This window comes from Microbacterium sp. W4I4 (genome assembly GCF_030816235.1).
In the GTDB taxonomy this organism is placed as follows: domain Bacteria; phylum Actinomycetota; class Actinomycetes; order Actinomycetales; family Microbacteriaceae; genus Microbacterium.
Genome location: NZ_JAUSXT010000001.1, coordinates 2965238 through 2990214, shown reverse-complemented (window position 1 = coordinate 2990214; position 24977 = coordinate 2965238). Strand labels below are relative to the sequence as shown.

The window sequence follows — 24977 nt, the reverse complement described above, 5'->3', positions numbered from 1 at the left end:
CGCTACTCCTCGAGTTTGTCGTTGAGCGCCGCCTCGACCGTCGGGTCGAGGGCCGCGGCCGACGCACCGCCGCCGAGATAGATGTGCTGGATCATCGGGTTGGCACGCAACTCGTCAGCGGATCCCTCGAGCAGAACTTCGCCGCCGCTGAGCACGTAGCCGCGATCGGCGAGCCCGAGGGCGGCATGCGCGTTCTGCTCGACCAGCACGATCGTGAGACCGCGATCGCGGCGGAGCTTTCCGAGCACCGCCATCACCTGTGCGGTCATCTGCGGCGACAGCCCGAGGCTGGGCTCATCCAGCAGCATCACGCTGGGTTCGCTCATGTAGGCGCGACCGACCGCGAGCATCTGCTGCTCGCCACCGGACAGCGTCCCGGCGAGCTGATCGCGACGCTCGAGGAGCCGAGGAAAGTAGCCGTAGACCTCATCCAGGAGCCGCTTGTAGTCGCGGCGCCGGGTGTATCCGCCGAGCTGAAGGTTGTCCTCCACCGACAGCGTGGAGAACACCTGCCGACCCTCGGGAACGAGAACGCAACCCGCCTTGACCACCTGCGCCTGCCGCATCGATCGGGTGTCATTGCCCATCACCGTGACCGATCCACGACGCAGCCTGTGGCTGCGCGCGATCACATTGAGCAGAGTCGACTTTCCCGCCCCGTTCGGTCCGATGACCGTGATGATCTCACCGGCATCGGCGGTGAAGGAGACATCCCGAAGGACCTGCGCGCGGCCATAGGAGAAACTCACGTCGGAGATGTCGAGTGCTGTGCTCATCGCTTCCACCACGCCTTCTTCTGGACGACCGCCATGGTCGTGGTCGTGACCGGCTCATTCTCGTGCGAGACGCCGAGGTAGGCGTCGATCACGGCCTGGTCGCTCTGCACCTCCTCCGGCGTTCCCACGCGGAGCGTGGCGCCGAAGTTCAACACCTGCACCCGGTCGGCGCTGGCCATCACGAACTCCATGTCGTGCTCGATGACCAGTACGGCGAGCCCCTCCCGTCCGAGCGCTCTCAGCAGCTGCATCAGCGATGCCTTCTCCTGCTTGTTCAGTCCGGCGCAGGGTTCGTCGAGCAGCAGTGCCTTCGGATGCGAGACGAGAGCACGCGCGATCTCGACCTGCTTCTGCTGACCGAGCGAGAGTGCCTTGGCATCACGGTGCGCCAGCTCGGCCAAGCCGAGCCGCGCGAGCACCTCGGTGGTCTCCGCCGCGAGCTGACGCTCCTCCTTGAGGGCACCGATGGTCGGAACGGACGACCGCAGCATCCCGACCGATCCGCGCAGGTGCGCCCCCACCTTCACCGTGGCCTCGACATCCATCCCCTCGAACAGGCACGGGGTCTGGAACGTCCGGGACAGCCCGTGACGCGCCACCTGGAACGCCTTGAGGTCGGTCGTATCCTCTCCGCCGAGGTGCACTCGGCCGGCAGTGGGCGACAGGTTGCCTGAGAGCAGATTGACCAGCGTCGACTTTCCGGCGCCATTCGGACCGATGACGGCGAGAACCTCGCCGGCGTGCAGCTGCAGCGAGACCTCACTCACAGCCTTGACGCCGCCGAACCGCTTGACGAGGCCGGTTGCTTCGAGCACGACGTCACCTGGCTCGCGCTCGGGCGCATCGGCATCCTCTGCCCGACGCAGGGCGGCCATGTCCGTCGAACTGCCGTCCGACTCCTCGGCGTTCTCCGGAACCCGATCGGACGCGGCATCCGGATGGTGACGCTGATCGATCACTCGCCGCAGAACGGTGAACAGCGCACCCAGCGCACCCACCACACCGTCGGGCCGGACGACGAGGATCACGACGAGGAGCAGTCCGACGACCAGCTGCTGCCCCGCGCCCACGGCGCCGCTTCCGAGCAGGCCCGGCAGGATGGCCTCGATCGCCTGGTTCAGGAACTCCAGAACGATGGCGCCGATGATCGCGCCCCAAGGGCTTCGCATGCCTCCGAGGACCGCGATCATCAGAACCTCGATGGCGATCTCCAGCCCGAACGGAGGCGGGTTGATGTAGAGCATCTGGTGGGCGTAGAGCGAGCCGCCGATCGCACTGATCACTGCGGAGGCGGTGAACACCCGCGCCTTGGACGATGCGATGTTGATGCCCGCCGAAGCCGCCGCAGCCTCGTGCCCGCGGATCGCGAGCAGCGCGCGCCCCTCACGACCCTTGCGCAGCATCAGTGCACCCCAGAGGACGGCGCCCACGACGAGCCAGTTGAGGATCATGTGGCTCTGACTGGAGGTGAAGGCGAAGCCGAGCACATCCAGTGGCCGCAGCCCGCCCATCCCCGTCGATCCGCCGGTGTAGGACGAGTTGTTCACCAGCAGGAAGAACACCTCGGTGAGGGCGAGAGTGGCCATCGCGAGGAAGTGCCCACGAAGCCGGAAGAGCGGTCGGGCGAGAGCGAAGCCGATCGCGGACGCGATGGCCGCCGCCACGACCAGCGCCAGCAGTCCGTACCACCCGAACTTCACGGTCAGGATAGTGGAGCCGTAGGCGCCGATCCCGTAGAACGCTCCTACGGCGAGGGAGAACTGCCCGGCGTATCCCGTGACCAGGATCATGCCGAGTCCCAGCAGGGCCAGGATTCCGACGGATGCTCCGAGGCCGGCGTAATAGGCGTTCGATGTCGTGGCGAACAGCACCACCACCGCTATCCACGCCACGATGCCGACGGCGTGCTTCCAGGTGAGCATGTGCAGCGAGCGCTCGGTTGTCTCAGACACGATCTGCCGCCACCTTTCGGGTAAGGCCCTGCGGGCGGACGATGAGCAGCACGATCAGCAGCGCGAACATCACGGTCTGCGCCTGTGCGGCATCCACGAATCGGGCGAACGCGATCTCCACGAAGGCGACGAGCATCCCGCCGAGGAGCGTGAGCCCCAGCTTGTCGAAGCCCCCGAGGATCGCGGCGATGAAACCCTTGAGGCCGAGTGCGAGACCTGCACCCGCGGCGATGAACGACGTCGGCGTCTGCGCCGCGAGCACGCCGCCGGCGATCGCGCCCGACAGCGCGAACGCGATCGTCGCCATACCCGTCAGGCCGATTCCGACGATTCCTGCGGCGTACGCGTTGATCGAGAAAGCACTGAGGGCCTTGCCCGCCAGTGTGCGATCGAAGAAGAGCGCGAGTCCGATGTAGCCGACGACGGCGATGCCGATGAGCCACAACGACTGCGGGGGGATGGATCCGCCCAGGATCTTGATCGAACCACCGCCTGTGATCGGGTCGAACTGCCGGGGCCCGCTGCCGAAGATCAGCTGCAGCACCGATCGCAATGCGATGCCGATGCCGAGCGTGACGATCGTCTGCACCATGAGGCTCTCCTTGCGGAGCGGGTGGATCGCCAGGTGATACATCGCGACGCTGACAGCGGCTCCGACGACGGCACCGGTGAGGATCGCGAAGAAGGGCGGCATCACGGACGACGCCACCACGGCACCGAAAGCACCGGCGACGGCGATGTCGCCCATGGCGAAGTTGACCATCCCCGTCAGTCTGTGCACGATCACGTAGCCGATGCCAATCGCGCCATAGAGGGCACCCGTGGCTACGGCCGTGAGAAGCAGTTGCATGACCACGTCCACTGAAGCCTCCTTGATTCAGATCTGGATCACGAATCCGTCACATCGTAGGTCCAATATTGACATACGAACGCACGTTCGCTTGAATCAGAGTAGACGCCATGTCGCTCCGCGTCAAACGTCAGCATCCAGCTGATCGCGGACTCCGATCTCCGACGTTCAGCGAAGAAGTCACCCGAATAGAGAAGGATCAGCTCAATGAAGAAGCTCTCCACAGCGTCAGGCATCTGGCGCCGCACCGCACTCACGGCGGGCGCTGCTGCTCTCGCGCTCACCCTCGCCGCCTGCTCCGGTGGCGCAGAACCCGGCAGTGGATCCGACGGCGGCAAGAGCGGCGACACCGCGCCGTACAAGGTCGGCGTGCTCGTCGGCCTGACCGGCAGCTACGCCGCGCTCGGCGAGCCCGAGAACAAGGCGATCGAACTGTACTTCAAGCAGCTCAACGCCGACGGCGGCATCGACGGACACCCCGTCGAGCTCATCACGGTCGACAGCGGCAGCAGCGAGAGCACCGCGGTGAACCAGTTCCGCAAGCTCGCGATCGAGGAGAACGTGCACGCCATCCTCGGTCCGTCGTCCTCCGGCGAGTCGATCGCCCTGCAGACGTTCTCGAAGGATCTGACGACCCCGACGATCGCACTGGCCTCGTCGAGCGCGATCGTCGAGCCGGCGGAGAACGCGAAATACATCTTCAAGCAGTACTCCGGCACCAACGAATCGCTGAAGGCTCAGTTCGAGTTCGCCAAGTCCGAAGGCTGGACCAAGATCGGTCTGCTGCACACCAACGACGGCTACGGCCAGGACCCTGCGAAGCGCATCGATGACGTCGCCGCCGACTACGGCATCAAGGTGACAGGCAACGAGGCATTCGACGCGACCGCCACCGAGGTCACCGCCCAGCTGGCGAACCTCGAGAAGGGCGACCCCGACGCAGTCCTGGTCTGGGCAGTGAACCCCGCGAACGCGATCGTCGCCAAGAGTGCGGCATCGATCGGCTTCAAGCCGGCACTGTTCAACTCCCCCGGCGCCGGCTCCGCGGCCTACATCGAGAATGCCGGTTCGGCCGGAGACGGCACGTACCTGCAGGGCTCGGTCGTGCTGGCTCCTGAATCCCTGACGAAGGACAGCCCCCAGTACGAAGTCACCCACGCACTGGTCGACGGCTACCAGAAGGCATACGGCGAGACGGCCGGCCAGTACGCCGCCAACGGCTGGGACGGCGCGACTCTCCTCGTGAACGCGATCAAGAATGCCGGCAACCCCGACCCGTCCGACCTGCAGGGCACGCGCGACGCGATCCGCGACGCGCTTGAGAACGACACCAAGTCTGTCGTGGGCGTCAACGGCATCTACACCTACACCCCGGAGTTCCACGGTTCGACCTCTCTCGAGGGTCTCGCCGTGCTGCGAGTCACCAGTGGCAAGTTCGAAGTCGTGAAGACGTACTGATCGACCACAGAGATCACGGGGGTGTCCGGTTCCGACCGGACACCCCCGTGGCGTATCACGAGGAGCAGGAGCGATGCAGGAGCTGACCTGGCAGGACCTTCAGGAGATCCAGGAGCTGAAGGCGCAGTACTTCTACTGGATGGACAACAAGCAGTGGGACGCGCTGCGACGCATCTTCACCGAGGAGGCGCGTTTCGAGGGATTCCCGTTCGAGATGGCCGGCCCGGACGGCTGGGTGGCCGGGCTGCGGGCATTCTTCACCGGCGTAGTGTCGCAGCATCGCGGAACGAACCCGCGATTCCGCCAGGTCGCCGACGATCGCGTGCGCGGGATCTGGTCGATGACCGACCACCTGACCTGGGAAGCCGACACGAAGGTCTACCGCGGGATCGAGATCCCCGGCATGTACGGTCTGTACGGATACGGGTACTACGAAGAGGAGTACGTGCGCACCGGTGCGGGATGGCGCATCGGCTTCATGCGGCTCACGCGAGTGCGCATCGATCCGCTGGTCGATCTGAAGACCCCCACCCCGCGGTACGACACTCCTGCCCCGACGCTCGACTGGATCGACGGCGTCTGACGGCTGCTCCGGGCCGACGAGCTGAAGTCACCCCGGAGCAGCCGGACCCAGCCCGACCGTGCCGCGAGAGCCCTGCACCCCGATCCCCACCCCGATCAGCACGATCGCTGCACCGATCAGATGGTGGATGGCCATCGGCTCGTGCAGCACGATGATCCCTGCGGCGACGCCGACGAGGGTCGTCACGTAGGTGACCATGGAGGCGGATGCTGCGCCCCAGCGCTCGATGATCTGGAAGTTCCAGATGTAGGCGATGCCGGTGGCGAAGACGCCACTGGCGAGCACGCTGCCGATGGCTGCCGGAGACACCGCGGGAACGCCCGTACTGGTGAACGGGACCACCCCGCCCACCACGACAGCGCAGACCAGCATCTGCCCCATCGCCACCCCGATCGGGTCGAGGCCGAGCGGGCTGATCGCCTTGCGCGTGTACGAGAAGGCGAATCCAAGGCCGAGCACCGCACCGATGCAGGCCAGCTGACCCCCCAGGTCGAAATCCGACGCGTCGAGTCGCCAGGGCTGCAGGACCACGACGATCCCGATCGCGCCGACCGCGATCGCGAGAAGCTTGCGCCCGCCCAGTCGCTCCTGGCGCATTGCGATCAGTGTGACCAGCGCGGTGGCGACGGGCACGGCGGCGTTGTAGATGCTCGACAGTCCGCTCGGGATGCGCTGCCCGGCCCAGGCGTAGAAGAGGAACGGCACCGCGCATCCCACGATGCCGAGGGTGGCGATGCGGCGCCAGACATCGAAACCCGTCGGCCAGTGCCGCCGCGTCACGAGCATCACGAGGGCGAGAACCGCGCAGGCGAGCGCGGTCCTCGCGAACACGAATTCCACGGGTGAGAGTTCGGCGACGGCGACCCGGATGAACAGGAAGCCGGAGCCCCAGATGAACCCCGTGAGAAGGAAGATGACGATCGTGCGGCGATCGCCCGATCGATTCACGGCCGATCGAAGAGCTGGAAGTAACGCGTCGCGCCGCCGTCGACGAGGATGTCGGCGCCATTGATGTTCTTCGCATCCTCCCCGATCAGGAACAGCGCCACCCCGCCGATCTCGTCGGGGTCGACGATCTTCCCCGTGGGAACCTTCCGCGGCACCTGGTCGCGCACCTCCTGGATGACCATCGGAGTGTCGACGACACCCGGGCAGATCGAGTTCACCGTCACACCGGTGCCCCAGAAGTCGATGACGAGCGAGCGGGCGAGATTCGACAGCCCTGCTTTGGACGCGGCGTAACTGGGATACGGGTAGCCGGTCACGCCGGCGATCGAGGAGACGTTGATGATGCGCCCCCAGCCCCGTTCGACCATCGCGGGAGCGAACGTCTGGATCATGCGGAACGGTCCGACCAGGTTCACGTCGATCGTCCGCTCGAACGAGCGGTCGTCGTGATCGGCGAGGTACTTGCGATCGAGGATTCCCGCGGCGTTGATCAGCACATCGACCTCGCCGACGCGCTCCCGAACGTCGCCGGCGAGAGCTCTCACACTGCCGGGATCCGACACGTCCACGGCGAAGGCATCGGCCATCCCGCCCGCGTCGCGCACCGCCTGCGCTGCGCGCTCGGCGGCATCCGGGTCGAGGTCGGTGCAGATCACGCGATGCCCGCCGGCCCCGAGCCGCGCGTTGATCCCGCGGCACATACCGCCGGCCGCTCCCGTGACAAGCACTGTCCGCTGTTTCTGCATGGTCCTGATCTCCTTCGATGCGGATCCGCGGCTCAGAACGAGCGCGGGAGTTTGAGGTAGAACTCGCCGATGAAGTTGTGCATCATCTCGTCGGTGAGCGGCGCGAAGGTGTACAGCCGCGCATCGCGCCAGAAGCGCTGCATCGAGTACTCCCGGCTGAGGCCCGACCCGCCCAGCGCCCGCATGCCGTGCTCGGTCACCGTGGTTGCCGCGTCAGATGAGGCGAGCTTGGCCATCGCGGAGAGCGTCTCGGCGTCGCCTCCTTCATCCGCGACTCGCGCCGCTCGCTGGAGGAGTCCTCGTGCGGCCTCGATCTTCACGGCCCCGTCGACCAGCCGATGCTGCAGGATCTGGAATCCACCGATCGGCCTGCCGAACGCGTGACGGCTCTGAACGTAGTCCAGGGCCGCATCCTGTGCCCCCCGGGCGATTCCGAGGGCGACGGCTGCAGCGTTGAGCCGCTCTCCGTTGAGGGTCGCGATGACCTGCCGGAAGCCTCGGTCCACATCGCCGAGCACAGCTTCCTCAGGAACGACGACGTCGGCGAAACCGACCTCGCAGGTCGAGAGCCCGTGAATGGCGACCGTGTCCATCTCGCTCACGGTCATCCCTGGGGTGTCCGCCGGAACGAGGAACATCGTGATGCCACTGACGGCCGACCGCTCGATCGGAGAGGTGCGGGCGAGAACGATCATGAATCCGCAGTCCGACGCTCCGGAGATCCACATCTTGGCGCCGTTGATCACCCAGCCGCCGTCGGGGCGCTGGACCGCCTTCGTCTGCATGGCTCGAGCCACATCGGTGCCGCCGCTCGGCTCGGTCAGCGCGAATGCCGCGCGCTGCGAACCGTCGTAGAGCGCCGACAGGTACCGCTCGCGTTGCTCGGCGGTTCCGTGCTGCGAGAGGAGCGTCACCGCCATGAACTGCACGACAAGCGATACGCCGATGGATGTCGCCGTCGCGCCCAGCTCCTCCAGAACGATGGCCTGCCCGGCATGGCTGGGAGCGTCGCCGCCGACCTCACCCTCCAACTGGACCAGTCCCGCCTCCGCGAGCGCACGGTAGAGGTCCTCGTCGAACGCCTCCCGCTCATCGTGGTCGGACAACCTCTCCGGAGTGGCCAGGTCGGCAAGGAGCTCGCGCACCATCGCCCTCAGATCGGCCTGATCCTCGGTCTGCTCGACCGGCAGCGGGGTGAAGTCGCTCATAACCGCCGCCCTCAGCTCGCCACGTTCTCACCGCGACGCATCATGAGCGCCGTGCGACGGACCACGCAGACCAGTTCATCGCGCTGGTTGTACGCACGGTGCTCGATGCCGACGATCCCCGTCGTGGGTCGCGACTTCGAGACGCGCGCGTCCAGTGCCTCGGTCTCCACGCGCAACGTGTCGCCGATGAACACGGGCTTGGGGAACTCGATCTCGCGGAACCCGAGATTGCCCAGCGTCGTGCCGAGAGTCGTCTCCTGAACGGGGATGCCGGTGGCCACGCCGAGTGTGAACACGCTGTTCACGATGCGCTGGCCGTACATGCTCTTCGCCGCGAACTCGGAATCCAGATGCAGCGGCTGCACGTTCATGGTGAGAGTCGTGAAGAGCAGGTTGTCCGTCTCGGTGACGGTGCGTGTGACCGCATGGCGGATGACATCGCCGACGACGAAGTCCTCGAAGTACATGGACATGGATGCTCCTTGTTCATTCTGCCGTCGGGAGACCGACGGGATGTCCGGCGCGGCGCAGCAACTCGCGCGCATTGTTGGCGTGAGCGAGATCGATGTGCTCGCCCTCGAAGCTGACCGCGCCGTTGCCCTCCTGAATGCCGGCCTCGAAGGCCAGCACCAGTCGCCGGTAGTAGTCGATGCGCTCTTCGGAGAGCGCGTACTCCTCGTTGGCGATCTCTGCGTGCGTGGGGTGGATGATGACCTGACCGGTGTAGCCCAGAGCAGCATTGTCGCGGGCGAAGACCCGCATCCCGTCGAGGTCGCGCACGTCCTGCCAGAGGCCGAGCACGATCATCTCCAGTCCGGCGGCTCGCGCCGCGAGCAGAATCCGACTGCGCAGGTAAAGCGTCTCCAGTCCCTGAGCGGTCCAGCTGAATCCCACTGATCGCGAGATGTCGGCATCCTTGGCGGCCGCGGCCATGACGCCTCCCACGCGCGGGGCGGTGAGGATGCTCTCGACATTCCCGATCGATTCGGCGGTCTCGAAGGACGGCAGCACCTCGACGGTCCCGCGCGGGAGGCCGTTGAAGATCTCGGCGGCGGTGATCACCCCATCGAACGCCACGAGGTCGTCACGGTGACGGAGCATGGGCAGGAGCAGCCCGCCGATGCCGTCGACAGCGACCGCGCGCGCATCCTCCCCGAAGTGCGGCGTCTCGAGGCCGTTGACCCGGGACGAGGACGGTCTTGTCCCCCGGATATTCGCTGATCGCTGCGCGCGCGTTCTCTCTCGCGAGCGCCTTGTCGGCCTCGGGGACGGCATCCTCGAGGTCGATGATGATGCCGTCCGCGGGTGAGGCGAGTGCCTTCTGGATCCAGTCGGCCTTGTGGCCGGGGACGAACAGCACCGAGCGGAGCGCACGCATCAGGCGTCCGCCTTGGCGAACTCGGCGAGCAGGGTTCCCGAGGGCGTGGACTGCCCGACCTCGGCGTGGACTGCGGCGATGACGCCGTCCTGCTGCGCCTGGATCGGATTCTCCATCTTCATGGCCTCGAGCACGAACAGCACGGTTCCCGTCGCGACCTCGTCTCCCGGGGCCACATTCACTTTCACGATCGTGCCCTGCATCGGCGCCTTGACCGTGCCGTCTCCCGCCTTCTTGCGGGATCGGCCGCCCGCTGCACGGGGCCCGGCTGCACGGGCCGCAGCTGGCTCGGTCGCGGGCGCAGCCGTGCTCGGTCCGGGGACGACGCCCTCGGGGAAGTACGGAATGCGGTACCAGCGACCGCCGACCTCCACCTCGAATCGGTCCTCCGGCTCCTCATCGAAGTCGGGGAACTCGACGTCGGATTCGAGCCAGAGGGTGTTGATGCCCATCGTCCGGAAGGCGTCGAGCCCGATGATGTGTCTGGCGGCGGGCGCCGTCGTCGCGATGCCCTCGATCGACAGCCGGGCCAGGCCGTCGCGCAGCCTGTCGATCGCCTCGGCTCGCGTGGGCGCGGTGGCGATCAGCTTTCCGATCAGGCTGTCGTAGAGGGGCAGCACCTCATCACCGCTCTCGTACCCCGCATCCCACCGCAGGCCGTCTCCCGCGGGTGCCTCCAGAGCGGTGACGAGACCGGGATCGGGGCGGAACAGCCCCCCGGAGGCATCCTCGGCGTTGATGCGCGCCTCGATCGCTGCACCGGCGACGCGCACGTCGGCCTGCGTCATCCCGAGCGGCGCTCCGTCGGCGACGCGCAACTGAAGCTCGACCAGATCGAGTCCGGTGACCGCCTCGGTCACTGGATGCTCCACCTGGATGCGCGTGTTCATCTCGAGGAAGAAGAACGAACCGTCCTCCACGAGGAATTCGACGGTGCCCGCACCCACGTAGCCGACATGACCGGCCAGGCGTACTGCCGCGGCCCCCATGGCGGCGCGGAGCTCGTCGCTCAGCCCCGGGGCGGGCGCCTCTTCGATGAGCTTCTGGTGGCGGCGCTGCACGGAGCAGTCACGGTCGCCCAGGTAGACGATGTTCCCCTGGCTGTCGCCGAAGACCTGCACTTCGACGTGACGAGCGTTGACCAGATAGCGCTCGCAGTACACCTGACCGTTGCCGAACGCCGCCGTGGCCTCGCGCACGGCGGCGGCGAATGCTTCGGGGGCCTCGTCGGCGGAACGGATCTCGCGCATGCCACGCCCGCCGCCGCCGTAAGCGGCTTTGACCAGGACCGGGTATCCGTGCACGTCTCCGAACGCGATGACCTCGTCTGCGGATGTGATCGGACCGTCGGATCCGGGTGCGAGGGGTACCTCTGCCGCCACGGCCACCGCTCGCGCCGCGACCTTCTCGCCCATCGTGGTGATCGCCTCGGCCGAGGGTCCGATGAACGCGATCCCAGCATCGCTGACCGCCTGGGAGAAGGATGCGTTCTCCGCGAGGAAGCCGTAGCCCGGGTGCACCGCCTGGGCGCCGGTGCGCTTGGCCGCCTCGACGATCTTCGCGACGTTGAGGTAGTTCTCGCTCGCCGGCCCGTCACCGAGGGCAAAGGCCTCATCGGCGGCGCGCACATGCAGCGCGTCGGCATCCGCCTCGGAGTACACCGCGACAGTCGCGATGCCGAGGCGCTTCGCCGTGCGCATGACGCGAACGGCGATCTCGCCACGGTTGGCGATCAGGATCTTCTCGAACATCTCAGTCTCTCCTGCTGTTCTTCGGCGGATCAGTTCCAGCCGAGCTTGGTCTTCAGCTGTTCTTTGACGAGCTTGCCTGCGCCCGAGCGCGGCAGATCCGTCGCCGCCATGAAGGCGAACTCCTTGGGGATCTTGTATCCGGCGAGCTGTGTGCGCAGGAATGCGGACAGTTCCTGCGCATCGGCGGTACGGCCGTCGCGCAGCGATACGACCGCGCGCACCTCCTCGCCCCAGGTCTCGTTGGCGACGCCGACGACAGCCGCCTCGAGCACAGCGGGATGCAGGTACAGGGCCTGCTCGATCTCGACGCAGTACACGTTCTCGCCGCCGGATTTGATCATCTCCTTCAGGCGGTCCTTGAAGAAGTAGTAGCCGCGCTCGTCCCGAGTCGCGAGGTCGCCGGTGTGCAACCACCCGTCGACGATCGTCTCAGCGGTGGCTTCCGGGCGCCGGTGGTATCCGGTCATGATGCTGGGGCCGCGAACGCAGATCTCCCCGAGCTCGCCCGGCTCGATCTCGCGATCCTCCCCGTCGATACTCATCAGCTTGGATTCGACGAGCGTGTACTCCTGGCCGATCGATCCGTCGACGTCGATGTCGAGCATGTCGTCATGGTGCAGGCGCGTGACCATGGGCCCGGCCTCGGAGAGTCCATAGCGGAAGAACAGCTTCGCGTTCGGCATGGTCTCGATGAACTCGACCTTGTTCGGCATGCGCAGCAGACCTGCACCCGTGTGCATGGCCTTGAAGTGCTGCTGCACCTCCGGCGCCTCGAATGCGCCGGCCTGCATGAGCCGCCGCATCATGTTCGGAATCATGAAGCTGTTCGTCGCACGCTCGCGACCGACCCACTCGACGAACTCCTGCTCGTCGAACTTGTCGACGAGCACCGTGGTCTTGCCCGCCACGAAGTGCGTGACCAGCCAGGTGAGCAGCCCGGCCGAGTGGAACATCGGCGTCACCATCAACCCGCGCTCCTCGGGGAGAGCTCCGATGCCGAGATCGATGTACTCGTTGAGCGCGTTTGCGGTCGCGGCCCGATGCGACAGCACCACGGCCTTCGACGTGCCCGTGCTGCCCCCGGTGTAGATCAGGCAGAGCGGATCGTCGGGAGCGACGACGTCGGGGGCCTCTCCGTCGCCGATGCGCAGCGTCTCGACCTCGCCCTGCTCGATCACGCGGGGCAGCGCGACTGTGTCATCGCGTGCGGAGATGATGTCGAGGGCGTCGTTCAGAAGCGAGCGGAATCGATCTTCGACGATGACGATCGCGGCTCCGCTCTCGCGGACACCCGCTGCGAGCTCCTCGGCAGCCCACCGCCAGTTGTAGGCCGTGTAGATCCCCGCGCTGATCGCCGTTCCGATGAACGTCTCGGCGTTGAAGACCGTGTTGCCGGCGAGCACTCCTACGGTGTCGCCCGGGCGCACACCGGCTGCTCGCAGACCTCGCGCCAGCTTCCACGCGCGCTCGGCGACCTGGCCGAAGGTGACGCGGCCATCGACGCCGACGAAGGCTTCCCGGTCGGGATGCCTTCGGGCGTTGAGTCGAGTCCAGTCGCCGATGGTGCGCATCTTTGCTTCTCCATGTCGTCAAACAAACGTACAAGCGTTTGTCTATGTGTGAGTGTAGCGCATGTGCCCACCACGCGACGGATACCGCGTCTCGGGTCAGCGGCCGGCGGCCAGTTGCGTCCGCACGCGCTCGTCTGCGCCATCGACTCGAAGGCTGCGCAGAACCATCGTTGTGTAGATCTCGATGATCTCGTCCAGCGGCAGTCCGCCGTCCTCGCGATACCAGCCGGCGACGTGAGTGCCGATCGCGACGATGCTGAATGCGTGCAGACGGGCATTGAGGATGTCGGCTTCGTCGGCTTCGCCGACAGCGACGATCAGCGATTCGAGGAGCTTGCGATACTCACGGCGCTTTTCGGACAGCTCGGCCCGCGCTTCCGCGTGCAGCGAGCGCAGTTCCGTGTTGCCGATGAACACTTCCTGCGCCCGCTCGGCGTGGAAGCGGATGTGACACTCGACGAAGGCGATGAGGCGGTCCACCGGATCGATCGGCCCGTCGAGCGCCTCGTCCATCAAGGAGTTCAGGTCATCCATCGTGCCGCCCATCACGGAAAGAAGGAGATCCTCCTTGCTCGTGATGTGGTTGTACAGGCTGCCGACTTTGATCCCGACGGCAGCCGCGATGTTGCGCAGGCTCGTCGCCTCGTACCCGTGCTGCACGAAGCTCGCCGCCGCCTCGCGCCGGATCGCCGCCGCCGTCTGCTGTCCTCCTGCAGTGATTCCCGCCATTACCCGTACTCCTGTCGAGCGCTCACGATGACCACCCGCTGGGCGGCCCAACTTCACTTCTACCAGGTGCTGGCGCGCTGATCACGGAATGCTCCCCTCGAATCGGGCCATCCGGTACTGCCGTGGCCACTCCAGGAACCCCCCGAGCTCCGCCGCGGCACGGAGGGCGAACCCCGGTTCGCGGAGGAACTGACGCGCGGCGAAGATCACATCCGCTCCGCCATCCACGAGTGCGGTCTCGGCCTGTCGCGGCTCCGTGATCAGCCCTGCGGCACCGACGGGGATGCCCGCGCTCTCCCGGACCGCGCGAGCGAGAGGTAGTTGGTAGCCCGGACCAACCGGGATCTCCTGGCGGTGATCATTGCCCGCCGAGGAGATCGACACGAAGTCGACTCCGAGTGCACGCAGCACGGGCACCAGGCGCTTGGTGTCCTCCAGTGACCAGCCGCCTTCGACCCAGTCAGTGGCGGACAGTCTGATGAACAGCGGCATCGTGTCTGGGATGACCCCACGCACCGCAACCACGGTCTCGCGGACGATTCGCGTGCGATTCTCATAACTGCCGCCGTAGTCATCCTCGCGTCGGTTCGAGAGCGAGGACAGGAACTGATGCTGCAGGTAGCCGTGCGCGGCGTGTATCTCGACTGCGTCGAATCCCGACGCGACCGCGCGGGATGCGGCACATGCGAAGTCGTCTATGACGCCCGCGATGTCGGCCGTCGTCAGCGCCGTCGGGTCAGGCAATTCTCCGAACGGGACGGTCGACGGGCCCACGGTCGCCCAGCCACCCTCATCGGCGGGGAGATAGCCGCGCCCCTGGAATGGCGGGCGGGTCGACGCCTTGCGCCCCGCATGCGCCAGCTGCACGGCGATCGGCGTCTCCTGTTGGTGGACGAACTCGACCACCGGCTCCCACGCCTTGGCCTGCTCTTCCGTCCAGATCCCCGCATCGCCGGAGCTGATCCTGCCCTCGGGACTCACTGCGGTCGCCTCGGTGACGATCAGGCCGGCTCGTCCGATCGCGAACGAACCGAGGTGCACGAGGTGCCAGGGTTGGACGACGCCACGGATCGCTGAGTACTGACACATCGCCGCGACCCACAGCCGGTGCGCGACGGCGAGCGAGCGGAGCTGGATCGGCTCGAACAGCCGTGGGGGCGCCTGGGACTTCGGCATCGATGTCACCTCTCCGTAAACTAGCGAACGGTTGCTCGTTAGTTTACACTGATTCCGATCCTGCGCTCGACCGCGGGACCTGTTCGAGGAGGAAACGTGAAGCTTGTGTCGTTCACCCATGCAGGACGTGGATCGTGGGGGGCGCTGGACGGCGACACCATACGCGACCTCGGCGCACTCGAGATCGCGGCCGGCCGTCGACTCGGTGAGGTCCTTCGCGATGGCGACCTCGCCGGCATCGCCGCGCATGCAGGCGATGCCGTTCCGCTCCGCTCCGACGACGTACAACTCCTCCCCCCCGTGCCCGACGCGCAGAAGATCATCTGCGTCGGCCTGAACTACGCCGACCACATCGCCGAGATGAAGCGCGCAACACCCGAGAAGCCGGTGATCTTCACCCGGTTCGCCGACTCGCTCGTGGGGGACGGCGAAGCCCTCGTGGCGCCGGGGAACAGCACGTCCTTCGACTACGAGGGCGAGTTCGCCGTGGTCATCGGGCGCGAAGCGCGGCACGTCGACGAAGCGGACGCGCTCGATCATGTGCTCGGCTACACCATCATGAACGACGGTTCGATACGCGACTACCAACGCCACACGTCCCAGTTCGCACCGGGCAAGAACTTCCCGCGCAGCGGCAGTCTGGGGCCGGCGATCGTCACCGCCGACGAGTTCGGAGCAGTCGGGTCGCAGCGCATCCGGACCCGGATCAACGGGCAGCTCGTGCAGGACTCGACGCTCGACCAGCTCGTGTTCGACGTGGCCAGCCTCGTGTCGTACTGCTCGGAGTGGACGACGCTGCGACCTGGCGACATCATCGCCACGGGAACGCCCGGTGGCGTGGGAGACGGCCGCGACCCGGCGCTCTGGCTCTCCCCCGGGGACGTCATCGAGATCTCCATCGACGGATTGGGCGCGCTCACGACATCCGTCATCGAAGAAGCCTGACCACCACAGAAAGGAACGACCATGACTGATGCATCACAGCAGCTGAAGAAGCTCTCGGTTCAGCGCAAGGACGAGCTACCCATGGCCCCGGGGCAAACATCGAACGCCCGTCGCTATTCGGGAGTCGCCGTCGAGAACACCGAGGTCGAGGGCCTCTGGTTCGGCAAGGTCTACACCGGCCCGGGAGAGGTCTCCGACCCGCACCACCACGGCGAGGCTGAGACCGGCGGGTACGTGTACAAGGGCAACGGCTTCATCCGCTTCGGCGAGCGCTACGAAGACATCCTCTACATGTCCGAGGGCGACTTCGTCTATGTACCGCCGTTCGTGCCGCACATCGAAGGCAACCTCAGCCACACCGAGGAGCTCATCTGGATGACGACCCGCACGCCGGACAACATCGTGGTGAACCTCCACGATCAGGATGTTGCGGACATCGACATCGCCTACGTCGACTGACGACTCCCGCCGCTGAAGTCCCGGATGCGGATGCCATTGAACGGCATCCGCACCCGATACCGTTGACGCATGGCACGCCCACGCCCTCTCTCGATCGATCCGCTCGCCGAAGCCAAGCGGCAGTGGGTGGCGCACGGCTGGCCGGATGCCGCCGAGGGCATGGCCGTGGTCACCTCGGTGATGCGCGCGCAGCAGCTCCTGCTGGCGAGGGTGGATGCCACGCTGAAGCCTTTCGGAGTCACGTTCGCCCGCTACGAGGTGCTGCGTCTGCTGGCCTTCAGCCGGTCGGGCACCCTGCCCCTGTCCAGTGTCGTGGCACGTCTGCAGGTGCACGCGACGAGCGTGACGAGCACCGCCGAGCGCCTCGTGCGCGACGGCCTGGTACTGCGCGAGCCGCACCCGCACGACGGTCGGGCCGCTCTGCTCACGCTCACCGAGACGGGCCGCGACCTGGTCGAGCGGGCCACACGCGCACTGAACACCGACGTGTTCCGCAGCCCGGGGATCGATGCCGAGGACGCCAACGCGCTGGTCGGCATCGTCGCCCGCATGCGCAAGAACGCGGGCGACTTCACGGACCCGCGTCCGGTACCCGATCCACTCTGATGGCATCCTTCGTCCTGGAGCGGATCATCCCGGCCTCCCCCGAGGCGGTGTTCGATCTCTCCCTCGACGTCGGGCTGCACCTGGCATCGCAGAGCTCCCGCGGCGAGCGCGCGGTCGGTGCAGTGGCCTCCGGCACGCTCGGCGAGGGCGATCAGATCACCTGGAGCGCCCGGCACTTCGGCATCCGCTTCCGGATGACGTCGATCGTCTTCGACGTCGATCGGCCCCGCCTGTTCCGCGATCGGCAGACGACGGGGCCGTTCGGGGCATTCCGGCACACGCACGAGTTCGAACCGACCGAGGGCGGGACGCTCATGCGCGACACGATCGGGTTCCACTCGCCGTTCGGCCCGCTGGGCCGCCTGGTGGATGCCGTCGTCATGCGCCGGCATCTGATCGGCGTGATCACCGAGCGCAACGACGCCATCAGCGCACACTTCGCCTGAGATCGCGTCAGCTCGCCCTGGCATCGGCCACGATGCCCAGCGGCACGTGCGACACGGGGTCGAGCCCGCTCACGGTGATCCAGCCTGCGGCGAGATGCGCGGCGTCGCTGCCCGGTGCCGGGTCTCGCGGCAGGTCCTCCACGGCGAGCCGCACGTCGTGCTCGTCCTGCTGGGTGAGCGTCGTCTGAACGATTCCGAACGGGGCGAGCTCGGCTTCCACCACTCCCCGGAACTCGCTCGCATTGGGCACGTTGACGTTGATGACGGTGCCCCGCGGATGCTGCAGCAGAGCCGGCACGAGGTCGGCCGCCGCATCGGCGGCCGCCGCCCAGTGGAACGTCGTCGGGTCCAGTCCCACGTCCAACGAGACCGCCATGCCCCATGCGCCGTTCAGTCCGCCGGTGAGTGCGGCTCCGACCGTCCCGGAGTGCAGGATGGCCCGCCCGACGTTGGCGCCGTGATTCACGCCGGAGGCGACGAGGTCGCTGGGGTCGCCGAAGGCCCCGCGCGCGGCGATCAGCGCGATGAGCCCGGGCCCGCCGTGCACGGCGAAGGCGGGGATCTCCTCGAGACCGTCGAGGGTGCGCTTGTCCACGCGGATGCGCCCATCGGCGTTCTCGGCCATGATCGAGGCACTCGATCCGCTGGACTGCGTGACGGGTGCCGCGATCGTGACGTCCAGGCCCCTCCCCTGCAGCGCGAGTGCCAGCGCGTGCAGACCCGGGGAGTCGATGCCGTCGTCGTTGGTGACCAGCAGCCGGGTCATCGTTCCTCCTCCGTCTCGGCCAGCGAGGCGAGCCCGTCCGGGCTGACTCGAGCGCTCGAGGTGCCGTCGTCTCCGGCCACGGGGGCGATCCGCACCCGCTTGCGCAGCTCGGCGATCGCCTCGGCATCCCCCGTCCCGAGCCCGTGACGGGTGACGTTCATCGCCCCAGCCGCCGCGCCGAGCGTGATCGCACCGCGCGGTGTCTCACCGCGGACCATCCCCGCGACGACGCCCGCCGTGAGCGAATCACCCGCGCCGCGGCTGTCGGCGACCTCCAGTTTCGGCGGGGTGATCTCGGCCAGCCCTTCGCCGTCCAGCAGAAGCAGCGGCTCCTCGGCGCGCGTCACGATCACGACCCCAGCACCGCGGGAGCGCAGCGACCTCATGGCCGCGGCGATCGTCTGCGGCGACTCGTCGTCGAGACCGTGCGCGCGCATCTCCTCGTCGCTCACCTTCAGCACGTCGACGCCGCCCTCCAGCGCAGCATCCAGACGGTCGCCGGCGAGATCCACCACGACCGTGCATCCGGAGGCGCGCAGATCGGCGGCCAGACGCCGGTAGGTGTCCGGTGGGAGCACATCGTCGGCCGCCGGACCGCTGAGGATCACGACACGGGACCGCATCCCCTCCCGGATGACGGCGCCGTACAGTTCGTCGAGCTCGTGGCGCGCGATCGGATCGCCGACCTCGGCGCCGATCTCCTCACGCTCTCCTCCCCTGCGGTCCTGCACATAGGCAGAGGCTCTGCCGGGCCGATCGATGCCGACTACTTCCACACCGTCGTCCTCGAGCAGATGACGGATGACCTGGCCGACCTCGCCGGCCAGCGTGCAGCACATGGTCACCGAGACGCCGAGCCTGCACAGCATCCGCGCCTGCCATACGCCCTGCCCGCCGGCGTGGATGTGGATCTCGTCGGCATCGCCCGAGTTCTCGACAGTCACCGTCAGTGTCGGCGAGGGGGCGAAGATCGTCACGTCGCTCATGCCGAGACGCTAACGGCCGCGCGTGCGTCCTGCGACCCCCTTGCCCTTCCGTCGAGACGTGTGCTGCGGCATGGGACAGGACGCCGGGCGGGCTGTCTCATGCAGGACGAGAAGTCTCGCGGCCCGACGGATGCCGAATTAGGCTGACCCCATGAGCGAACTGAGGAAGCACGCCGTGCTCGAGCCGATGGGTCCCGCGGGGGCGATCGTTCTCGACGACGACGAGGTGGCGCTGCTGAGCACGGCAAAGGCCTTCCCCGTGGTCGTGACCATCGGCGACCGCTCCGCCCCGCTGCGCCTGGCGCGGATGGGCGGGAAGAACCTGATCGGGTTCAGCAAGGCCGTCCGAGCCGAGATGGCCGTCGAGCTCGGCGACGAGTTCGACGCCGTCATCTCCGCCGACACCGCTGAGCGCACGGTCGAGATCCCGGAGGCCCTGGCCGCGGCGCTCGCATCCGACCCCGTCGCGCGTGCGGCGTTCGACGCGCTCTCGTACTCGCGGCGCAAGGAGATGGCCCGCTCGATCGCGGACGCGAAGCAGGACGCCACCCGCGAGCGCCGCGTCGCGAAGACCCTCGACGAGCTGCACAGCTGACCCCACGACCCGTCTGTCTGGCGCAAAGCGCCCTCTGACGCGACGATTCGGGGCGGTTCGCGCCATATAGACGGGTTCTAGTCGCCTTCGTACACGTATCTGTCGAAGCGGTCGGGCACCTGCATCCGCTGCCAGGCGAGCTCCTCGTCGCGCCGCGAACGGTCGCCGGGGAACGCCTTCGACGTATAGCGCGGCACCTGCCGTGCATGCCCTGCCATGTGCGCGACGGCCGCGGCCTGACCGCACACGCGTGCGGCCGCCAGGGCCGCCGGGTCGCTCGCTTCACGGGCGGCGGCGTGGCAGGCGAACGCCTTCTCGCGCACGGCCTCGATGTCCATCTCGCCGCGCATGAACGCCTGGGCGGCATCGAGCGCCTCGCGAGGACGCTCGTCGTCGGGGCGTTCGGCGAGGAAGAGCGGCAGCATCCGCTCCGCACAGGCGATGGTCCATTCCACGAGCTCGCGGCGGTCGGTCTCAGAGAGCTGAAGATCGGCGTCGTCCGGAAGCACTTCCATCACGCTGCTCATCGGTGCTGGAAGTGAGGGGGGCGCTTCTCGCGGAAGGCGGCCATCCCCTCCTTCTGGTCGGCGGTGTCGAACAGGGCGGCGAATGCGCGCTTCTCGACGGCCAGGCCGTCGGCGAGAGTGGTCTCCATCGCGGCGTCCAGTGTCGCCTTCGCCGCGTACAGCGAGGGCAGCGACTTGGATGCGATGGTCTCGGCCAGCTTCGTGGCCTCATCCAGCAGATCGGATGCCGGGACGACGCGCGAGACGAGTCCGATGCGCTCGGCCTCATCGGCCCTGATCAGTCGCCCGGAGAGCACGAGCTCGGCGGCCTTGTAGTAGCCGACCGCACGGATGAGGCGCTGCGTGCCGCCCATGCCTGGAATCACGCCGAGGTTGATCTCGGGCTGTCCGAATGTGGCGTTGTCGGCGGCGAGGATGATGTCGCACATCATCGCCAGCTCGCATCCGCCGCCCAGCGCGTAGCCGGAGACGGCCGCGATGACCGGGGTGCGCACGCCCGCGAAGCGCGTCCACGCGCCGAAGTGATCGGTATCGAGCATCTCGGAGCCGGTCTTGGACTCCATCTCCTTGATGTCGGCGCCGGCCGCGAAGGCCTTCTCGGAGCCGGTCACGACGATCGCGCCCACGCCCTCGTCGTCGTCGAAGGCCGATGCCGCTGCCGCGACCTCGACGGAGACCTGGGCGTTCAGGGCGTTGAGCGCCTGCGGCCTGTTGAGGGTGATCCAGCCCACCCGTCCTCGCTGTTCGACGAGGATCGTCTCGTACTCGGCCATGTGCCGCCCCCTTCAGTCGCGACTCTGCGACGTCTCCAGTATCCCAGGTGAGAACCTTTCCGGTTCCTGAACGGGAGGTGTCAGACCTCGCCGGCGCGGATGTCGGTGATGATGCCCGAGAAGTCCCGTCCCGCTCCCTCACCGGCCGCGAAGGCCGCGTAGATCTCCTGGGCGAGACGGCCCATCCTGGCATCCGTCCCGGTTCCCTCGATCGCCTGCAGCGCGAGCCCGAGGTCCTTGGCCATCAGCGCGCCCGCGAAACCGGGCTGATAGTCGCGGTTCGCGGGGCTGGTCGGCACGGGGCCGGGCACGGGGCAGTTCGTGGTCAGCGCCCAGCACTGACCGGACGCCTGCGACACCACGTCGTACATGGCCTGATGCTCGAGCCCGAGTCGCTCGGCCAGCACGAACGCCTCGGCGACGGCGATCTGCGAGATGCCGAGGATCATGTTGTTGCACACCTTCGCGGCCTGCCCGAGGCCGGGTCCTCCGCAGTGCACGATGCGCTTGCCCATGACCTCCAGCAGCGGCCGGGCGGTCTCGAAGTCCTCGTCCGATCCGCCGACCATGAACGCCAGGGTGCCGGCCTCGGCGCCGACGACTCCGCCCGAGACGGGCGCGTCGACGTTGCGGTGTCCGGCGTCGATCGCCAGCTGGTGCGCGGTGCGCGCCTCGTCGACGGCGATGGTCGAGGACTCGATGAACAGGGTGCCCGGCTTCGCCGCCGCCAGCAGCTCGTCCTGATAGGCCGCGATGACGTGCCGGCCGGCCGGGAACATGGTGATCACGACGTCGGCGTCGCGCACGGCATCCGCCCCGTTCGCGGCGATCGGGATGCCGGCGGCCGTGGCCGCCTCGATCGCGGCGGGCACCAGGTCGAAGCCATGCACCTCGTGACCGGCCTTCACCAGGTTCACGGCCATCGGCAGGCCCATGTGGCCCAGGCCGAGGAACGCGATGGCCGCTTTGGAGGACGACGCAGTCATGATGCCGCGCTCCGCGCCTGGCTGGAGCCGGCGGGGCGCAGCATCTCGCGCCCGACGATGAGTCGCATGATCTCGTTCGTCCCTTCCAGGATCTGATGCACGCGCAGATCGCGCACGACCTTCTCGATCCCGTAGTCCTGAAGGTACCCGTAGCCGCCGTGCAGCTGAAGGGCCCGGTTCGCGATGTCGAACCCGGCATCCGTGGCGAACCTCTTCGCCATGGCGCAGCGCATCGTGGCATCCGGCGCCTTCTCGTCGACGGCGCGCGCACCGTCCTGCACCATCAGTCGTGCGGCCTGCAACTCGGTGCGCATGTCGGCGATCGTGAACAGGATCGACTGCTTCTCGGCGAGCGGCTCGCCGAACGCGACGCGCTCGTGCACGTACTGCACGGCCTTCTCCAGCGCCCATTGCGCACCTCCCAGCGAGCAGGCGGCGATGTTCAGCCGCCCGCCGTTGAGCGCCGACATGGCGATGGCGAAGCCCTGGCCCTCCTCGCCGAGCATGGCGGATGCCGGCACGCGCAGCCCGTCGAAGATCACCTGACGAGTGGGCTGAGCGTGCCAGCCCATCTTCTTCTCGGGTGCACCGAAGCTGAGCCCCTCGGCGTCGCCGGGGACCAGGAACGCGCTGATTCCCTTCGCTCCGGAACCCGTGCCGCCGGTACGCGCCATGACGACGTAGACGCCCGCTTCGCCGGCACCCGAGATGAACTGCTTGACACCCGTGAGCAGGTAGTCGTCGCCATCGCGGACGGCGCTGGTGGCGATGTTCGCGGCATCCGAGCCGGCGCCCGGCTCGGTCAGGCAGTAGCCGCCGAACGCCGACATGGCGGTCAGCTGCGGCAGCCAGGCTCCGCGCTGCGCGTCGTCGCCGTAGCTGTCGATCATCCAGACCACCATGTTGTGGATCGAGATGTAGGCGGCGACGGCCGGGTCGCCCTTGGCGAGCTCCTCGAAGATCGCGACGGTGTCTACGCGGCCCAGGCCCGTGCCGCCGAACTCCTCGCGCACGTAGATGCCGCCCAGCCCCAGCTCGCCGGCCTTGTTCAGCGACTCGCGGGGGAAGAGGTGCTTCTCGTCGCGCTCCGCGGCGAACGGGGCGAGCTCGGTGTCGGCGAAGTCGCGCACGGCTTCGAGGATCGCCTCGCGCTCCTCGGCGGAGATCGCGGCGACGACAGGGGTGGGGTCGACCATGGTCATCAGTGGCCCTCTCCGGTCGTGGCGGGCATCACGAAGCTCGGTCCGGAACTGGGTCCCTGAGCCTGTCGAAGGATGCCCGAGGGCCAGCGGCTCGTGACGGTCTTGGTCTTCGTGTAGAAGCGGAACCCGTCGGTGCCGTGCTGGTTGAGGTCGCCGAAGCCGGAGGCCTTCCAGCCGCCGAACGTGAAGGACGCGATCGGCACCGGGATCGGGATGTTCACGCCGACCATGCCGACGTTCACGCGGGCCGCGAAGTCGCGCGCGGTGTCGCCGTCGCGGGTGAAGATGCCGACGCCGTTGCCGTAGGGGTTGTCGGATGCCAGCGCCAGCGCCTCTTCGTAGTCGGCGGCGCGCACGACCGAGAGCACCGGCCCGAAGACCTCCTCGCGGTAGATCGACATGTCGGTGGTGACGTGGTCGAACAGGGTGGCGCCGAGGTAGTAGCCGTCCTCGTGGCCCTCCACGACCAGACCGCGGCCGTCGGTGACGAGGGTGGCACCGGCATCCGCGCCCTCCTGGATGAGTCCTTCGACACGCGCCTTCGCGGCCGCGCTGACGAGCGGCCCGTAGTCGACGCCGTCCTGCGCACCCGGGCCGACCTTCAGGGATCCGATGCGCTCGGTGAGCTTGGCGACCAGGGCATCGGCGGTCTCCTGACCGACCGGGACAGCGACCGATATGGCCATGCAGCGCTCGCCGGCCGAGCCGAAGCCCGCGCCGATCAGGGCGTCTGCGGCTTGATCGAGGTCGGCATCCGGCATGATCACGAGATGGTTCTTCGCGCCGCCGAAGCACTGGGCGCGCTTGCCGTTCGCGGTGGCGGTGGCGTAGATGTACTCGGCGATCGGCGTGGAGCCGACGAAGCCGACGGCTCGGATGTCCGGGTCGGTGAGGATCGCATCGACGGCCTCCTTGTCACCGTGCACGACGTTGAGGATGCCGGCGGGCAGGCCCGCCTCGACGAACAGCTCGGCCAGGCGCACCGGCACGGAGGGGTCGCGCTCGGAGGGCTTGAGCACGAAGGCGTTGCCGCTGGCGAGCGCGGGACCCGCCTTCCACAGCGGGATCATGGCGGGGAAGTTGAACGGGGTGATGCCTGCCACGACGCCGAGCGGCTGGCGCATCGAGTACACGTCGATGCCGCTGCCGGCCTCGCTGGCGTACTCGCCCTTGAGCAGGTGCGGGGCGCCGATGCAGAACTCGATCACGTCGAGGCCCCGCATGACATCACCCTTGGCATCCTCGATGGTCTTCCCGTGCTCGCTGGAGAGCAGGCCGGCCAGCTCGTCCATGTTCTGGTGGGCGAGCTCGACGAAGCGCATCATCACCCGGGCGCGCTTCTGGGGGCTGGTGGCAGCCCAGGCCGGCTGCGCGGCCGCGGCGTTCTCGATGACGGCGCGGACCTCGGCGGCGGTGGCGAGCGGCACGCGGGCCTGCACCGCGCCGGTGCTGGGGTCGAACACGTCGGCCACGCGGCCTCCGGTCGGCTCGAGCGACTTTCCGCCTACGAAATGGGGGATGAAACGGGTCATTGTGTGACACTCCTCTGGGCCGTCATTG

26 protein-coding genes and 1 pseudogene are annotated in these 24977 nt (G+C 67.6%); 7 read left to right on the top strand and 20 right to left on the bottom strand.

Features of this window, described 5'->3' with window-relative positions:
* Positions 1–2: 2 nt before the first annotated feature.
* Genes QF046_RS14140 through QF046_RS14130 form a run of 3 tightly spaced genes read right to left on the bottom strand, consistent with a single transcriptional unit; the run spans position 3 to position 3590 of the window.
* Positions 3–776 (bottom strand): ABC transporter ATP-binding protein, encoded by a 774-nt coding sequence (locus QF046_RS14140; RefSeq protein ID WP_307370950.1) that lies wholly within the window; start codon positions 774–776, stop codon positions 3–5.
* On the bottom strand, positions 773–2728 hold the full coding sequence (locus QF046_RS14135; protein ID WP_307370948.1) for a branched-chain amino acid ABC transporter ATP-binding protein/permease: 1956 nt from the start codon (positions 2726–2728) through the stop codon (positions 773–775). Before QF046_RS14135 ends, QF046_RS14140 begins: the two co-directional genes overlap by 4 nt.
* Entirely contained in the window at positions 2721–3590 is an 870-nt protein-coding gene (locus QF046_RS14130) for a branched-chain amino acid ABC transporter permease (protein ID WP_307370943.1), read from the bottom strand. The genes QF046_RS14135 and QF046_RS14130 overlap by 8 nt, the downstream gene beginning before the upstream one ends.
* 195 nt (positions 3591–3785) lie before the next feature.
* Here QF046_RS14130 and QF046_RS14125 point away from each other — a divergent pair, with 195 nt between their 5' ends.
* Both QF046_RS14125 and QF046_RS14120 read left to right on the top strand, forming a co-directional pair.
* Positions 3786–5036, top strand: coding sequence for an ABC transporter substrate-binding protein (locus QF046_RS14125; RefSeq protein ID WP_307370940.1), 1251 nt, complete (start codon positions 3786–3788; stop codon positions 5034–5036).
* Positions 5037–5109: 73 nt separating this feature from the next.
* Positions 5110–5619: a nuclear transport factor 2 family protein gene (locus QF046_RS14120; protein WP_307370938.1), complete on the top strand. Its 510-nt coding sequence runs from the start codon at positions 5110–5112 to the stop codon at positions 5617–5619.
* A 27-nt stretch (positions 5620–5646) separates the two neighbouring features.
* On the opposite strand, the gene QF046_RS14115 is transcribed toward QF046_RS14120, so the two are convergent.
* The 10 genes and pseudogenes from QF046_RS14115 to QF046_RS14070 all read right to left on the bottom strand — a co-directional run bounded on the left by QF046_RS14115 (position 5647) and on the right by QF046_RS14070 (position 15126).
* Positions 5647–6567, bottom strand: a complete 921-nt coding sequence (locus QF046_RS14115) for a DMT family transporter (RefSeq protein ID WP_307370935.1) — start codon at positions 6565–6567, stop codon at positions 5647–5649.
* Positions 6564–7313, bottom strand: coding sequence for an SDR family NAD(P)-dependent oxidoreductase (locus QF046_RS14110; RefSeq protein ID WP_307370932.1), 750 nt, complete (start codon positions 7311–7313; stop codon positions 6564–6566). The genes QF046_RS14115 and QF046_RS14110 overlap by 4 nt, the downstream gene beginning before the upstream one ends.
* 32 nt (positions 7314–7345) lie before the next feature.
* Positions 7346–8521 carry an acyl-CoA dehydrogenase family protein gene (locus QF046_RS14105; RefSeq protein ID WP_307370930.1) on the bottom strand — a complete coding sequence of 392 codons (1176 nt, stop codon included), beginning with the start codon at positions 8519–8521 and terminating at the stop codon, positions 7346–7348.
* A gap of 11 nt (positions 8522–8532) precedes the next feature.
* Positions 8533–8994: a MaoC family dehydratase gene (locus QF046_RS14100; RefSeq protein WP_307370928.1), complete on the bottom strand. Its 462-nt coding sequence runs from the start codon at positions 8992–8994 to the stop codon at positions 8533–8535.
* 13 nt (positions 8995–9007) lie between these two features.
* A complete protein-coding gene (locus tag QF046_RS14095) occupies positions 9008–9796 on the bottom strand; it encodes a CoA ester lyase (protein ID WP_307370925.1) in 789 nt (262 codons plus the stop codon).
* A pseudogene (locus QF046_RS14090) lies at positions 9795–9899 on the bottom strand (CoA ester lyase); the annotation flags it as partial. The gene QF046_RS14095 and the pseudogene QF046_RS14090, both read right to left, overlap by 2 nt.
* On the bottom strand, positions 9899–11650 hold the full coding sequence (locus tag QF046_RS14085) for an acetyl-CoA carboxylase biotin carboxylase subunit (protein ID WP_307370923.1): 1752 nt from the start codon (positions 11648–11650) through the stop codon (positions 9899–9901). The pseudogene QF046_RS14090 and the gene QF046_RS14085, both read right to left, overlap by 1 nt.
* 29 nt (positions 11651–11679) lie before the next feature.
* Positions 11680–13221, bottom strand: a complete 1542-nt coding sequence (locus QF046_RS14080) for a class I adenylate-forming enzyme family protein (RefSeq protein ID WP_307370921.1) — start codon at positions 13219–13221, stop codon at positions 11680–11682.
* Between the two features lie 96 nt (positions 13222–13317).
* Positions 13318–14001 (bottom strand): TetR/AcrR family transcriptional regulator, encoded by a 684-nt coding sequence (locus QF046_RS14075; protein WP_307370920.1) that lies wholly within the window; start codon positions 13999–14001, stop codon positions 13318–13320.
* A gap of 30 nt (positions 14002–14031) precedes the next feature.
* Positions 14032–15126 carry an NADH:flavin oxidoreductase/NADH oxidase gene (locus QF046_RS14070; protein ID WP_307370917.1) on the bottom strand — a complete coding sequence of 365 codons (1095 nt, stop codon included), beginning with the start codon at positions 15124–15126 and terminating at the stop codon, positions 14032–14034.
* A gap of 96 nt (positions 15127–15222) precedes the next feature.
* Between QF046_RS14070 and QF046_RS14065 the strand changes: the two genes are divergently transcribed.
* The 4 genes from QF046_RS14065 (at position 15223) to QF046_RS14050 (ending at position 17582) form a co-directional block, all read left to right on the top strand.
* Positions 15223–16071, top strand: coding sequence for a fumarylacetoacetate hydrolase family protein (locus QF046_RS14065; RefSeq protein WP_307370913.1), 849 nt, complete (start codon positions 15223–15225; stop codon positions 16069–16071).
* A 21-nt stretch (positions 16072–16092) separates the two neighbouring features.
* Entirely contained in the window at positions 16093–16530 is a 438-nt protein-coding gene (locus QF046_RS14060) for a cupin domain-containing protein (RefSeq protein ID WP_307370910.1), read from the top strand.
* 69 nt (positions 16531–16599) lie between these two features.
* On the top strand, positions 16600–17136 hold the full coding sequence (locus QF046_RS14055; protein ID WP_307370908.1) for a MarR family winged helix-turn-helix transcriptional regulator: 537 nt from the start codon (positions 16600–16602) through the stop codon (positions 17134–17136).
* Positions 17136–17582, top strand: coding sequence for an SRPBCC family protein (locus tag QF046_RS14050; RefSeq protein ID WP_307370906.1), 447 nt, complete (start codon positions 17136–17138; stop codon positions 17580–17582). The genes QF046_RS14055 and QF046_RS14050 overlap by 1 nt, the downstream gene beginning before the upstream one ends.
* Before the next feature lie 7 nt (positions 17583–17589).
* On the opposite strand, the gene surE is transcribed toward QF046_RS14050, so the two are convergent.
* Both surE and QF046_RS14040 read right to left on the bottom strand, forming a co-directional pair.
* The gene (gene surE / locus QF046_RS14045; RefSeq protein WP_307370904.1) at positions 17590–18348 is read right to left on the bottom strand and encodes a 5'/3'-nucleotidase SurE; all 759 of its coding nucleotides are present in this window, start codon (positions 18346–18348) and stop codon (positions 17590–17592) included.
* The gene (locus QF046_RS14040) at positions 18345–19334 is read right to left on the bottom strand and encodes a 1-phosphofructokinase family hexose kinase (RefSeq protein WP_307370903.1); all 990 of its coding nucleotides are present in this window, start codon (positions 19332–19334) and stop codon (positions 18345–18347) included. Before QF046_RS14040 ends, surE begins: the two co-directional genes overlap by 4 nt.
* Before the next feature lie 151 nt (positions 19335–19485).
* Between QF046_RS14040 and QF046_RS14035 the strand changes: the two genes are divergently transcribed.
* Complete coding sequence (locus tag QF046_RS14035) at positions 19486–19929, top strand: YdeI/OmpD-associated family protein (protein ID WP_307370901.1); 444 nt, start codon at positions 19486–19488, stop codon at positions 19927–19929.
* Positions 19930–20006: 77 nt separating this feature from the next.
* On the opposite strand, the gene QF046_RS14030 is transcribed toward QF046_RS14035, so the two are convergent.
* From QF046_RS14030 to QF046_RS14010, 5 genes are all read right to left on the bottom strand, one after another.
* On the bottom strand, positions 20007–20444 hold the full coding sequence (locus QF046_RS14030) for a putative immunity protein (RefSeq protein WP_373425760.1): 438 nt from the start codon (positions 20442–20444) through the stop codon (positions 20007–20009).
* An 8-nt stretch (positions 20445–20452) separates the two neighbouring features.
* Positions 20453–21229, bottom strand: a complete 777-nt coding sequence (locus QF046_RS14025) for an enoyl-CoA hydratase-related protein (protein ID WP_307370898.1) — start codon at positions 21227–21229, stop codon at positions 20453–20455.
* 80 nt (positions 21230–21309) lie between these two features.
* Positions 21310–22215, bottom strand: a complete 906-nt coding sequence (mmsB, locus tag QF046_RS14020) for a 3-hydroxyisobutyrate dehydrogenase (RefSeq protein WP_307370897.1) — start codon at positions 22213–22215, stop codon at positions 21310–21312.
* Positions 22212–23417, bottom strand: coding sequence for an acyl-CoA dehydrogenase family protein (locus tag QF046_RS14015; protein WP_307370895.1), 1206 nt, complete (start codon positions 23415–23417; stop codon positions 22212–22214). Before QF046_RS14015 ends, mmsB begins: the two co-directional genes overlap by 4 nt.
* Positions 23417–24949: a CoA-acylating methylmalonate-semialdehyde dehydrogenase gene (locus tag QF046_RS14010; protein ID WP_307370892.1), complete on the bottom strand. Its 1533-nt coding sequence runs from the start codon at positions 24947–24949 to the stop codon at positions 23417–23419. Before QF046_RS14010 ends, QF046_RS14015 begins: the two co-directional genes overlap by 1 nt.
* Between the last annotated feature and the right edge of the window lie 28 nt (positions 24950–24977).